The 13,579-nt window shown below is 37.5% G+C and carries 8 protein-coding genes and 1 riboswitch; of the genes, 4 read left to right on the forward strand and 4 right to left on the reverse strand.

Annotated features, from left to right (window positions below):
• The first annotated feature begins 292 nt into the window (after positions 1–292).
• On the forward strand, positions 293–3,400 hold the full coding sequence (locus tag BFS05_RS00410; RefSeq protein WP_374703750.1) for a UPF0182 family membrane protein: 3,108 nt from the start codon (positions 293–295) through the stop codon (positions 3,398–3,400).
• A 198-nt stretch (positions 3,401–3,598) separates the two neighbouring features.
• Here BFS05_RS00410 and BFS05_RS00415 read toward each other — a convergent pair whose 3' ends face one another.
• Positions 3,599–4,390, reverse strand: coding sequence for an ABC transporter permease (locus tag BFS05_RS00415; RefSeq protein ID WP_103084112.1), 792 nt, complete (start codon positions 4,388–4,390; stop codon positions 3,599–3,601).
• Between the two features lie 335 nt (positions 4,391–4,725).
• On the opposite strand from BFS05_RS00415, the gene BFS05_RS00420 reads away from it, so the two are divergent.
• From BFS05_RS00420 to mfd, 3 genes are all read left to right on the forward strand, one after another.
• Positions 4,726–5,775, forward strand: a complete 1,050-nt coding sequence (locus BFS05_RS00420; RefSeq protein WP_103084113.1) for an ABC transporter substrate-binding protein — start codon at positions 4,726–4,728, stop codon at positions 5,773–5,775.
• A gap of 191 nt (positions 5,776–5,966) precedes the next feature.
• Complete coding sequence (pth, locus tag BFS05_RS00425) at positions 5,967–6,566, forward strand: aminoacyl-tRNA hydrolase (RefSeq protein WP_103084114.1); 600 nt, start codon at positions 5,967–5,969, stop codon at positions 6,564–6,566.
• Positions 6,556–10,353 (forward strand): transcription-repair coupling factor, encoded by a 3,798-nt coding sequence (gene mfd, locus BFS05_RS00430; protein ID WP_258004158.1) that lies wholly within the window; start codon positions 6,556–6,558, stop codon positions 10,351–10,353. Before pth ends, mfd begins: the two co-directional genes overlap by 11 nt.
• Positions 10,354–10,404: 51 nt before the next feature.
• Here mfd and BFS05_RS00435 read toward each other — a convergent pair whose 3' ends face one another.
• The 3 genes from BFS05_RS00435 to BFS05_RS00445 form a co-directional block, all read right to left on the reverse strand.
• Positions 10,405–11,142, reverse strand: a complete 738-nt coding sequence (locus tag BFS05_RS00435) for an ABC transporter ATP-binding protein (RefSeq protein WP_103084115.1) — start codon at positions 11,140–11,142, stop codon at positions 10,405–10,407.
• 148 nt (positions 11,143–11,290) lie between these two features.
• Positions 11,291–12,286, reverse strand: a complete 996-nt coding sequence (locus tag BFS05_RS00440) for an ABC transporter substrate-binding protein (RefSeq protein ID WP_103084116.1) — start codon at positions 12,284–12,286, stop codon at positions 11,291–11,293.
• 153 nt (positions 12,287–12,439) lie between these two features.
• The gene (locus tag BFS05_RS00445; protein ID WP_103084117.1) at positions 12,440–13,255 is read right to left on the reverse strand and encodes an ABC transporter permease; all 816 of its coding nucleotides are present in this window, start codon (positions 13,253–13,255) and stop codon (positions 12,440–12,442) included.
• A riboswitch (TPP riboswitch) is annotated at positions 13,245–13,369 on the reverse strand. (Overlaps the previous gene by 11 nt.)
• Between the last annotated feature and the right edge of the window lie 210 nt (positions 13,370–13,579).

The raw sequence follows: 13,579 nt of genomic DNA on the forward strand, positions 1-13,579 counted from the left end.
CATAATTATTCTGATTATGTGGACAGGTGTTGGCTCTATATTGGTGAGCAAATCTAAGGGGAAGAAAAAGAATCAGAATAATAAAAATGTTAAAAATAAAAACTTTAATTATAAGAACATTTTTAATAATCTTGTAAATGGTGACAGTGAAGTTAAAGATTTATTTAAAAGTTTTCTAAAGAATAAAGAAAATGATATGAATTATGAAAATAACGATATGAACTACGAAAATAACGAAAGCAATGGAAGCTACGAAAATGATGGAGGCTACGAAAGTAGCAAGGAGAGCAATATGGAGAGCAATAAGTTTATGGTAACCGATTCCATTAAAGTAAATAAAATTATTGAAATATCTAAAAAGTGGCGTTGGATTCTTGCAATTTTAGTTGTAATCCTATGTTTTGCTGGAGCTGCAATATTTGGTCTTGCAAACTTTATAACTGACTGCATGTGGTATTCTCAGCTTGGATTCGAGAGCGTAATTTGGATTCAGTTAGGCGCAAAAATCGGCGTTTGGGTGCTTTATGCAATATTAATGTCTGCTTTTGGATACTTGTCTGCAGCTTTGGCAATAAAAGCGCGTCCAAGCAATGCGGATGGAACTTATATTCGAATTAAAGGCAATGTTATCGATTTAAAGCAGGGAATTAGTTCAAAGCTTGCTTTGCATGTTGCGGGAATTTTTTCATTGATTGTAGGCGCAGTATTTGGATTTAAATTCTACAATCATTGGGCGCAAATTTTGTTAATGTTTAACGCTCAACCTTTTGGTATTAAAGATCCGCAATTTGGAATTGACAATGGGTTCTACGTATTTGTGCTTCCTGGATTAAGGTTATTTATAAGCGCATTTGTGCTTTTATTGGTAATATCTCTTGTTTTCTCTATTATTACCCATGTTCTTATGGGAGCAATTCGTTTTAGTATGCCTATCGACGGTAAAGGCATATTCAGCATTACAAAACGAGCACGTAGACAAATTTCTGTATGGTTTATGCTTGTGATTTTGACGTGGGCACTTGAACAGATTTTAGACATGTTCGCTTTAGTAACTCTTGATGGCCCTAGAATTACAGGCGGTTCATACACTGATATGAATGCTGGCGTTCCTGGAAGCATAGCAATGGCAGTGATCACGGTGTTAGTTGGGTCTGTTATTGCATTTTGGTTTATGAAATCTCATGCTTTATCTGTAGAAGCACCAATTTCAGTGCGTTTTAAAACCGCAATTAAGGCATGGAAAACACCAGTTATTGCTTTAACTTTTATTATTGTTTGCTCGGTTGTTATATCTTTTGCTTGGCCAGCTCTTTTACAGCGATTTAAGGTTGCACCTAATGCGCAAGAGTTGGAAGCTACTTATATTCAGAGGAATATTGAGGCCACTAAATTTGCTTATGGTTTAAATAATGTAAAGAAAGAATCGTATAACGCTACTTCTGAAGGAAAATCTGGAGCTTTAGCAAAAGAAGCTGAATCTACTGCGCAAATTCGTCTTCTAGATCCTCAAGTTACTTCTCCAACTTTCCGTCAATTGCAGCAATCTAAGCAATACTATACTTTTGCAGATACGCTTTCAGTTGATAAATACGATATTGACGGTGTAAGTCAAGATACGGTTATTGCTGCTCGCGAGCTTGATTTAGCTGGCAATGATAATCGAAACTGGGTTAATGATCATACTGTTTATACGCATGGCTATGGAATTGTTGCAGCTTATGGAAATAAAGTGACGTCAGATGGCCAGCCTCAATTTATGGAGTATGGTATTCCTACTCAAGGAAAGCTTACTAAGTCACAGAATTATGAGCCACGTATTTACTTCTCGCCAAATGCTCCTGAATATTCTATTGTTGGATCTCCAAAAGGTACTGCTCCATGGGAATTTGATTATCCAACTGGATCTCAAGGTGCTTTAACTACTTTCAAGGGTAATGGTGGTCCAAGCGTAGGTAACTTCTTCTCTAGGCTTTTACATGCAGTTAGATTTGAGTCAGATCAGATTCTTTTCTCTGACCGCGTAACGCCGGATTCGCAGATTTTGTACGATCGCGATCCTAAAACACGCGTATCCAAAGTTGCTCCTTACTTAACTTTGGACGGTAGAGTTTATCCTGCTGTTGTTGATGGACGTGTTAAGTGGATTGTTGATGGATATACTACTTCCGCTTCTTACCCGTATTCTCAGATGACTGATTTTGGTAAGATAACTCAAGATTCCACAACAACAACTTCTCATTCTATTAAGGGATTGACTAATCAACGAGCAAATTACATTCGCAATTCTGTAAAAGCTACAGTTGATGCTTATGATGGTTCTGTTGATTTGTATGTGTGGGATACAAAAGACCCTGTGATTAAAGCATGGCGTTCAATTTTCCCTGGTCACTATCACGATATTTCTAAGATTTCTGGTGACTTGATGAAGCATTTGCGTTATCCAGAAAGCTTGTTTAAAGTTCAACGCTATTTGCTTGCAAAGTATCATGTGGATACAGCAAGCCAATTCTTCTCTGGAGAAGATTTTTGGCAAACCCCTGTGGATCCTACTGAATCTCAGAAAGCACAAAAAGAAGATATTTTGCAACCTCCATATTATTTGACTTTGCAAACTGGAGATGCAAAGAAACCAGTGTTTTCGCTTGTTTCTACTTATATTCCAGCTGGTAAAATCACGCGTGAAATATTGACTGGTTTCTTGTCTGTTGATTCTGATGCTGGGGATACTCCTGGAAAGATTGGTCCGAATTACGGTAAGCTTCGTTTGCAGGAATTGCCTAAAGTTTCTAATGTTCCAGGACCTGGTCAAGCTCAAAATAATTTCAACGCTAATGCGAATGTTTCTAAAGAGTTGAATTTGCTTGAATCTGGTTCAACGAAAGTTAAGCGTGGAAACTTGCTAACTTTGCCTCTTGGTGGAGGGCTTGTTTACGTAGAGCCTGTTTACGTGCAGTCAAGCGGATCTACAAGTTATCCTTTGTTAAAGAAGGTTTTGGTTGCGTTTGGAGATCAAGTTGGATTTGCGGATACATTAGATGAAGCTCTAGATCAAGTATTTGGAGGCGATTCTGGTGCTTTAGCTGGAGATGCTTCAAATAATTCTGCAGCTTCTAAGGATGCGAAGGATTCTAAGGATTCTAAGGATCATGCTTCTAAGGATGCGAAGGATTCTGCTTCTAAGGATTCTAAGGATAACTCTAATAATTCAGAATCTAAGAATGCTGTGAAAAACAGTTCTATGAGTACCAAAGCTAAAGAGGCGCTTAAGCGTGCAGCTAAAGCTTTGAAGGATTCTGATTCTGCTATGCGCTCAGGTAATTGGGAAGCTTATGGAAAAGCTCAAAAAGAGTTAAGCGACGCAATTAATGAGGCTATTCAAGAAGAATCTAAAGGTAAATAAAGCCAAATAAATGTGAATAAAACTAAATAAAATTAATAAATTCACACAACTAATGTTAATGCCGGTGCTTTTTAGTACCGGCATTAATTTTGTTTTTTTTTAATCGCTTAGTATCGCATTTAATAGTCGAGTTTTGGTATTAGATAATCGAGTTTTAGTATTTATATCAATTTAAGTATTAGTGGCTAAATTGTGCTATCAAAGCTGATTATCAGGATCCTCATCATCTTCTACTGGTCCTAAAAGAACTCTTTCGGAAGTTTTAATAATTAGCATCAAAATAGAAGTAAGAATTATTAATACAATAGTCGCGGAAAAAATAGGAGGAGTTCTAAACGAGTTATACGCAAATTGAAGCCAAATTCCTAAGCCGTTTCTAGCTCCAAGATATTCAGCAGTAGCAGCTGTTCCAAAAACATATGCTGCGCTAATTCGTATTCCGCCGAAAATTTGACGAGCTGCAACTCGTAATTTAACATGCCATAAAGTCCAAGTGTGAGTAGCTCCACAAGTTAAAGCAACATCTGTATAAAAACTTGGAACAGCGTCAAGTCCTCGTATAGTTTGTACAGCTATAGGGAACATGCTAAAAATCATGACTATTACTATTTTTCCTGATATTTCAACGCCGAACCAAATCAAAAAAATTGGTGCGATTGAAATCAGTGGCATTGTTTGCGCAGCGCATAAAAGTGGGAATAACGCGTATTTTAAAAGTTTAACAACGTGGAATAGTACTCCTAAAAGTATTCCAACTATAATTGAAATCCCGAAACCAATAACAGCTTCTTGAGTAGTAGCTAATATCGCTGGCAACATGTATGGGAAAGATTCAAAAGTTTCTTGAATAACAGAAATCGGAGTTGGAATCAAATTCTCTGATATTTTAAAATATTCGCACGCAAATTGCCATAAAAGTAGTAAAAACACTACTGCTATCGGTGTAGGCAGATATTTTAATAGCATGCTTTTTAAACGCGAGCGCGTCATAGAGATTGATTCCTTTCATTAAACTTGCGATTGCTGCCCCAATCGCATAAAAACAAAATCAGTTTAGTACACACATTCTATTAGTACCGCACAACCAGCTATTAGTATCGCACAACCAGTAATGTTTAAAAATATTTATTTTGACAATTAATACGAATTTGTCTTTTGAATCGTGCATAATCTAAATGTTTCGTGAGTCAATGTGTGGCAAACCGCGGTAGATTCTAATCTGCTCGGGGGCATTGAACGGCGCGGGCTAGGCCCTTGATACCGTTTTCTGCCGAGTCTGTGCTGCATTTCCCAGAAAATGGTAAGTAAAACAAAGTAGGGAACTCATGAATATGCGTGTTTTAAAGCGTACTCTTGCGTTTATTCTTTCATTGTGCTGTGTTTTTTCTTTTGCAGCATGTGGATCTAGCAGTAATCAAAACTCGAGTCTTAGAAAAGTATCTTTTATGCTTTTCTGGGCTCCTGATACTAATCATATTGGTATTTATGTAGCAAAACATAAGGGTTGGTTTAAGGATGCTGGATTAGATGTAGATATTCTGGCTGTTGCTCAAACTGGATCCGAGCATGCGGTTGATAGTGGTGTTGCTGATTTTGCGCTTAGTACATTAACTAATGTTGCTGATTTTTCCACTAAGGGAGCAAATCTTGAAGAGGTTATGCAAGTTCAGCAAAAGCCGAGTGCTATTTGGTGTTCGCTTGATAAAAACAACAAGATTCACTCTCCAAAAGATTTTGATGGTCGTACTTTTGCTACTTTCGGATCAGCTGAAGGTGATGCTGTAATTCGTAGAATGATTCAGCACGATGGAGGCAAAGGAAAATTCGATAAAGTTACTGTTGGTACTTCAACTTTCAGGACTCTTGAATCTGGTAAAGCTGATTTTGGTGGATTCTACGGCACTTGGGAAGGCGTGCAGTCTGAAATGTTTGGTCCAAAGCTTCGTTGCTTTAAAGAGGGCGATTACGGTGTTCCAGGTCAGCCAGATACTATTGGCATAATAACTAATAAGAAGACTGTGAATAAAGATCCTAAGCTTGTTCGTGCTTTTGTTAAAGCTGCAAAGCGTGGGTATGAATACGCTTATGAGCATCCTGATGAAGCGTCAGATATTCTTGTAAAAGAAGCAAAAGAGGCAAATCTTGATCCAAAGTTCGTTAAACGCAGTATGAAAATGATTGTTGACGGCGAATATTGGGGAAGCAAGGCCGATATTAAGAGCGGTAAATTCGTGTTTGGAACAACTGATGTTAAAGGCGCTCAAGATTACTTTGATTTCTTAAGTAGAGAAGGCGCTTATACCGATTCTAAAGGTAAAGTAACTAAGCAAGTACCTAATGCTAAAAAGCTTTCTACGGATGAATTTTTGAAATAGTTTAAAATAATTAAAACATTATCTTACTATTGACTACCATCTTGCTAGAATAGGCAAAGGTATGCGAGGGCGTATCTGCAGAACGTCGATGTACGCGATGCATTGATGCGCCCTTCTTGTTTGGTGTTTTGTAGTTTTAGTTATGACTGTTATTTAGTTGTAACAGTGATTGTGAAGAAAACGGGGATAGTATGGCATCAGATTTTTGGCTTATTGCGGGCTTAGGAAATCCTGGCGCAAAATATGAAGGAACTCGCCATAATATGGGGTTTATGGTGGCAGATGTTTTGGCGCAGCGCTGGTCGGTATCCCTTTCGGATAATAAAGGTCTAGCTAAGCTTGGCAAAGGTGTTATGAATTTAGATGGTAAAAATGCCAAGTTTTTCTTAGCTAAGCCATTGACTTTTATGAATGATTCTGGAGCAGCCGTATCCTCAATAAGTTCTTATTATCAGATTGAGCCAGATCATATTGTGATAATTCATGACGATATGGATTTAGATTTTGGGCGTATTAAAGTAAAAGCAGGAGGATCTGCCGGCGGACATAATGGTATTCGCTCAATCGATCGCTCTCTTGGAACTCCTCAATACGCGCGAGTCAGAATGGGTGTCGGTCATGCTCAGCGTGGTGCTCACGCTCATGATAATACTGTTAATTGGGTGTTGGGCGGATTTGCTGCAGCTCAAAAATCTGAGCTTCCTAACTTTTTAGCTGATGGGGCTGATGCTGTAGAAAGTATTATTTTCCGCGGTCTTTCATTGACTCAGGAGCATTTCAATGGTCGATGAGGATGCGAATTCTGCGGCTTTAAATAAAAAATCTTCTATGAATACTAGTACGAGTATAAGTAAGAGTGCGAATACAAATACGCGTGTGAATACAAATACGAGCACAACTACTAATACGAGTAAGTTACCTCAACTTTCTTATGCATTAAAAGAGTTATGTGATAAAGATAAAGTATTTTATTCGCTAGTTTCAGGCGATATTGACGATTGTTTAGATTTCAACAATTATGACGATAGAAGTTTAGAAAGTGGAAGTTTAAAAAATAATCGTAGAGAAGATAATACTAGCGAAAAGATAAGTCGTGATTTGAATGGATCAGACTCGTCTTGTATTAATATTAAAGCTCCTTTAGGAATTAGAGCTGCTATAGCTTCAGCTGTATCTAAACGTAAGCCTGTTGTTTTTGTTGTTCCTTCTGGTCGTGATGCTCAAGATACAGTTATGTCTATTAGAGCATGGTATGAAGGTAATCCTCATGACATTGAGCAACTAACAGCTTGGGAAACTTTACCGCATGAGCGTCTTTCTCCTAGAGCGGATACTGTTGCGAATAGAATGGCTGTTTTTCGCCGTTTATGCCATCCTGATGAAAAAGATCTAACGTTTGGTCCTATAAAAATATTAGTAGTTCCAGTTCGTTCACTTATACAGCCTGTTGTTTCTGGTTTAGGTGATGTTGAGCCTTTAGTGTTTAGATGTGGTCAAGAAATTGCAATGGAAGATGCAATTCGAAGACTAGTTGAACAAGCGTATTCGCGCGTGGAATTAGTTATGGAGCGCGGTGAATTTGCTGTTAGAGGCGGAATTATTGACATTTTTATACCTACTATGAGTCATCCGATTCGTATCGAATTTTTTGGTGACGAAATAGATACGATTAAAGAATTCCATGCCTCTGATCAGCGTACTTATGGGGATAATATTAAAAGCGCGTGGGCTACTCCTTGTAGTGAATTATTATTCAGTGACGAAGTTCGATTGCGAGCTAAGAATCTTATAGGTTCAATTCCTAACGCTGAAGATATGTTGGAATCCATTTCGAATTCTATACCTGTTGAGGGTATGGAGTCTTTAATGCCAGCTCTTGTAAAGCATATGGAACCAATATTTAATATGCTTCCTAATGATGCGATTATCATGCTATCTGATCGAGAAAAATGTAGAAGAGCTGCAGAAGATTTAGCTCAGACTGCAAATGAGTTTTTAGCTGCTAGTTGGCATGTTGCAGCATCCGGTCATGGTGCTGGTGCTCCTATCAGTTTTGATCAAGCAAGTTTTCTTGATTTTGATGATTCTATTAACTCGTTGTCGTATGCAAATCACGATGTGTGGAATCTTACGTCATTTGGTATGGATGTTGGCATTGGCGACGGTATTGGAGCAGGCATTGGTTCTGGTATTGGTGCAAGCATTGATAGAAGTTTACGCAATAATATTGTTTTGCCTGTTGAAGCAGCACAAGAATTTCGCGGCGATGAGAATAAAATCTCTGGTGGTGTAGCTGGATTAATTGATTCTGGATACAAAGTTATTATTACTGCATCTGCTGCAGGTACTTTATCTCGTTTAGCTAGAGCTATTCACGAAACTGGTGTAGCTAGTTTTGAAAAAGTGACTTCTTGCTTATCGGATGGCTTCATTGATAAAAGCGCTAAGATTGCTATTCTTACTGAGCGCGATTTAACAGGTCATAGTGCTCGTTCTGGTCAGTTAAAAACTCCTCAACGTAGAAGAAAATCAATAGATTTAGTTGAATTAAAGCCTGGCGATTTTGTTGTTCACGAGCAACATGGCATAGGTCGTTTTATAGGTATGAAGCAGAGAAGCATCTCAACAGGTGATTCTAATGCAACAAGAGAGTATTTAGTTATTGAATATGCTCCAAGTAAGAGAAATGCTCCAGCAGATAAATTATTTATTCCAACAGATCAGCTTGATTTAGTTAGTAAATATATTGGGGCAGAAATACCAAAGCTGAATAAGCTTGGCGGATCCGATTGGGCTCAAACTAAAGCTAAAGCTAAAAGTCATGTGCGCGATATTGCAGAAAATTTGATTAAATTATATTCTGCGCGTGCTTCTTCAAAAGGTTTTGCTTTTAGCAAAGATACTCCATGGCAAAAAGAGCTAGAGGATGCTTTTCCTTATCAAGAAACTCCTGATCAGTTAACTACTATTGATGAAGTTAAAGCAGATATGGAAAAGTCGATTCCTATGGATCGCTTGATTTGCGGCGATGTTGGTTTTGGTAAAACTGAAATCGCTTTGCGTGCGGCTTTCAAAGCTGTTCAAGATTCTAAGCAAGTAGTTGTTCTTGTTCCTACTACACTTTTAGTTCAACAGCATTATGAAACTTTTACTTCTAGATTCGAAGGATTCCCTGTAAAAGTTGCTTCTATGAGTAGATTCCAAACAGCTAGTCAAATTTCACAAACTATTGACGGTCTTGCTGACGGTAGTGTAGACGTTGTAATAGGTACTCATAAATTGCTGAATCCTAGTATTAAATTCAAAGATCTAGGTTTAGTTATTATTGATGAAGAGCAGCGTTTTGGCGTTGAACATAAGGAAACGTTAAAAGCTTTGCGCACGAATGTAGATGTTTTAAGTCTTTCTGCTACTCCAATTCCTCGAACTTTAGAAATGGCAGTAACTGGTATTCGCGAAATGTCTACTTTAGCTACGCCTCCTGAAGATAGACTTCCTGTTTTAACGTATGTTGGAGCTTATGAAGAAAAGCAGGTTGCGGCTTGTATTAAGCGCGAATTATTGCGTGGGGGACAAGCGTTTTACGTGCATAATCGTGTAGAAGATATTGCTAGCGTTGCTGCAAAAATTCATGATCTTGTTCCTGAAGTAAGAGTTGGTGTTGCTCATGGAAAGATGGGCGAAAAGCAGCTTGATTCTGTGATACGTGATTTTTGGCATCGCGATATTGACGTGCTCGTGTGCACTACGATTATTGAAACAGGTCTTGATATTTCTAATGCAAATACGCTTATAGTTGACCATGCTGATCGTTTTGGTTTGAGTCAGCTTCACCAATTACGTGGACGAGTTGGCAGAGGACGTGAGCGAGCGTATGCTTACTTCCTTTATGATCCGTCTAAGCCTATGACTGAACAAGCTCATGATAGGTTAACAACTATTGCACAGCATACGGCTTTAGGTTCTGGTTTTGATGTTGCTATGAAAGACTTGGAGCTACGCGGAACTGGTAATTTATTAGGTGATGCTCAAAGTGGGCATATTGAGGGAGTTGGCTTTGATCTTTATGTTCGCATGGTTTCAGAAGCTGTTGAAAAGTATAAAGAACCAGAACATGTTCAAGAAGTATCAACTTCTATTGATTTGCCAATAGAAGCTTCTATTCCTACTTCTTATATTGATAGCGATAAGTTGCGATTAGAAGCATATAGAAAGTTGTCTGCTGCTCGTAGTGATGAAGATTTGCAAGAAATTCGAGAAGAATTATCTGATCGTTATGGTGAGCCACCTAAAGCTTTCGAAGCTTTGTGTGATGTTGCTCGATTGAGATTTGCTGCTAGTAAATTGGGCATTACTCAAATAGCTTCGCAAGGTAAATCTGTGAGAGTTATAGGTATGAATCCTAAAGAATCGTTGTCGATGAGATTAAAGAGGATTTATAAGTCAGTACAGTATCGTCCACTTACGCATATGCTGATTATTCCTGCTCCATTTGAATCATCATTAGGATCTAGTTCTATGAATGAATCAGATATTCTTAAGTGGTCTAAACAATTACTTGAAGATTTAGCGTGGTGATTTGTAATATCTGATTTGTAATATCTGTTGCAATATAAGTATTAAAAATATTTATTGCAATGCCATGCGCAGTTCGTCTTCTATTTCAACGTGATTATTTGGACGCTTTTGTGCATCAAGTTGGCTTCGATTAATATTCCAGTTTTTCTCAATGATTCCGTCTTTGATCATAAGAATTCTGTCAGAAAGTCTTACTGCTTCAGAAATATCGTGCGTGACCATTATTGTGGTCCAGCCATGTTTTTGCCTTAGATTATCAAGCAAATCTTGCATGTCTAAACGAGTTAAAGCGTCTAATGCTCCGAAAGGCTCGTCTAAAAGTAGTAATTCAGGATTATGAACTAAAGCTCTAGCTAATGAGACTCGTTGTGCTTGACCGCCTGAAAGTTCAGATGGCCATTTTGACCCGCAATTATTAAGTTGCATATCGTTAAGAGCTTTTTCTGCAATAGATTTTAGTTCTGATTTGTTTCCCTGCATGCCGAAAACTACGTTCTTACTTACCTTTAGCCATGGTATTAATCTCGCGTCTTGGAAACCTATTGCTTGATGTTGCGTGACATTTATTGTTCCAGAATCAGGTTTGATTAATCCTGAAATAACTTTAAGAAGAGTGGTTTTTCCACATCCTGAGCGTCCGATTAGAGATACAAATTCACCTTTTTTAATATTTAGATTTATATCTTGCAATATTTTAGAGTTATTTTTAAAAGTCACGCCAATATGTTCTAGAGTAACGCAGTAAGAGTTATCTTTAGTCTCATAGTTTTCTTCTATTTGAGTGTTCATATTTACTCCTACTGCGTTGCTCTAAATCATGTTTATATAATATTTATATAACTTTGTTTTAATTTTGATTAATCAGTTATATATTATTTTATTTTTATATTTAATTTTTGTTTTTACTGATATGTGTTTTATAGATATATGGATTAATTTACTTCGAGCAATCCATTACGGAATCTTTCAAATTCGTTGGAGCTTGCTTAATTAAACCATATTTCACGTATTCTTTAGCTTGAGTTTCCATCATTTCCAAACCTTTTTCATCGATTGGGCGAATAGTTGGATTGTCAAACTTTTCAATCTGCTTAATAATAGTTTCGCTTGCTCCGAGCTGCTTGTAAGCGTTTCCAATAACATTGTTTTCTTTATGAGACTTTTCTGCTTCGCGAACAAGAGCCTTGTACATCTTCTTAACAAGATCCGGATGCTTTTGGGCAAAGCTCTTGGAAACAATGTGAATAGTGACGTTCATATTGCCGTACTTTTTAGCATTTACAAGCAATTTTGCGCCTGGAGTTGTCATTGCTGCAGCAAGATTCTGATCGAATGAGGAAATTGCGTCAATCTGTCCAGAAGTAAATGCTGCCTGGAAGTTCTTAGGGCTCATCTCAACTTTGTTAACCTTAGAAACGTCTAAGCCGCTTTTATCGAATGCGCGGTGAAGCATGTAATCGCCAGTGTCACCGTTGTGAATAATAGCAACTTTCTTGCCATACAAGTCTTTTAGTGTTTTCACGCCGCTTTTTGCGGATGCAACGATTCCTTGAGAATCACCATTGTAATATTCGAGTGCAAAAGCAACCCATGGCTGTCCTTCAGCAATCAAATCAATGAAGCGTCCAGTTCCAGTGGTTGTAGCATCTGCATTTCCGCTCATCACAGCAGTAAGACCATCAACTGGAGTGTAAGGACCAGTGTAAACTACTTTAGATTTGCCAAATTCATCTTGAAGGAATTTCTCATTTTTCAAAGTAGTTAAATAATTTGCTGTAGAAAGATAAGCAACTCTCATAGTTCCAGCGTCTTTTGAAGAAGCGGTTGATGATTTTTGTGAGCTTCCGCAAGCTGCAAGAGATACAGTTGCACAAGCAGCGCAGATTAATGCAATAATGCTCTTTTTAGAAAATCGCATTTTTAAATTAGCCATGATATATAGCTCCTTTTGTTTGGTTGTTATTGTTTGTTGTTTGTTTGGTTGTTATTATTTGGTTGTTGATTCTAAATATTGACTAATTCTTAAAAAGCAATTTAATGCATTTTAAAAAGTAGTTAATTTTAGAAAAATGTTGATATTACTAGATTATTTGCGTGATTTTCTATCTAATCTGCGTTCAGGTATAAGAAGATACTCTAATATATTTGCAGTAAGCTCAGATCCAAGACCTGCAATTGCGTACATAATAACGCATGCCATCATTTGATCTGGCCTAAAGAATTCTTGTGCTCTTGAAAGAATGTATCCAATTCCAATAGAAGAATTAACTGTTTCGCAAGTCACTAATGCAACCCATGCTACAGATATTGCAAATCGCAAACCTGTCATAAAACTTGGAAGTGTGCCGCGAAGCAAAATAGATATAAAAATAGTAGATTTTTTAACGTGATAAACCTGCGCTAATTCAAGAAGTTTTGGATCAATATTACGCACTCCATCGCGAATATTAACGTACATAGGTCCAAAAACACCAACGGCTATAAGCGCTATTTTCATCGTTTCATCTATTCCGAGGAAAATTATTAATATTGGAGCTAAAGCCGGGAATGGAATTGACCTCAACATGTGGCTTGGTTTATCAACTACAATATTGCCAAGCTTACTGCCTCCTGCAAGTATTCCTGCTGGAACAGCAAAAATAATTCCTAATAAAAGTCCTAGAAGAACTCGTAAAATACTTATTCCTAAGGATTTTAATAATATGCCTTCATTGTTTAAATCAATAAAAGCTTGTATTACTTCATATGGGGATGGCAAAGAACGGTCTTCGATTGGAGAAAGAGTTGTGAAAAACCACAAAACCAAAATGAGGATAGTTGAAATCCACACTTTGCACGAAGATACCGCTTTAAACGCAATCTTCAATATGTTCTTCGCTTTATTAGGCGAACTGTAAGTCATGCGACAATCCCTTCGATAGTTTTAGCTATATCAGGTTCGACGAGTGTATTCTCAGCGCAACACTGTACATATTGTTGTTTGGCACGATGTAGTTGCGCACCCCGTGTCTGAGGTCATTATCTATTAAGGGTATGGACAAGTATTATTTAAAAGCGATATTTATAAACGATATTCGTGTAAAAATCGATGATCTGCTAATTTGACTCGAAGTAAATCAAGATATTGTGAACGTTCACGGCATAAACACAATGGAAGAATCTATAACGTCCATAAAACGCACTAATGTTAAAAGAGTCATCACAACCCATAAGTATTAAGGAGTAG

It is taken from the genome of Gardnerella coleohominis (genome assembly GCF_002896555.1).
Classification (GTDB): Bacteria; Actinomycetota; Actinomycetes; order Actinomycetales; family Bifidobacteriaceae; genus Bifidobacterium; species Bifidobacterium vaginale_F.

Bases quoted from the DNA above. Each gene is read 5' to 3' on its own strand.
- BFS05_RS00420 (WP_103084113.1), top strand. From the start codon at position 4,726: ATGAATATGCGTGTTTTAAAGCGTACTCTTGCGTTTATTCTTTCATTG.
- BFS05_RS00415 (WP_103084112.1), bottom strand. From the start codon at position 4,390: ATGACGCGCTCGCGTTTAAAAAGCATGCTATTAAAATATCTGCCTACA.
- BFS05_RS00435 (WP_103084115.1), bottom strand. From the start codon at position 11,142: ATGAACACTCAAATAGAAGAAAACTATGAGACTAAAGATAACTCTTAC.
- BFS05_RS00445 (WP_103084117.1), bottom strand. From the start codon at position 13,255: ATGACTTACAGTTCGCCTAATAAAGCGAAGAACATATTGAAGATTGCG.
- pth (WP_103084114.1), top strand. From the start codon at position 5,967: ATGGCATCAGATTTTTGGCTTATTGCGGGCTTAGGAAATCCTGGCGCA.
- mfd (WP_258004158.1), top strand. From the start codon at position 6,556: ATGGTCGATGAGGATGCGAATTCTGCGGCTTTAAATAAAAAATCTTCT.
- BFS05_RS00440 (WP_103084116.1), bottom strand. From the start codon at position 12,286: ATGGCTAATTTAAAAATGCGATTTTCTAAAAAGAGCATTATTGCATTA.
- BFS05_RS00410 (WP_374703750.1), top strand. From the start codon at position 293: ATGGAGAGCAATAAGTTTATGGTAACCGATTCCATTAAAGTAAATAAA.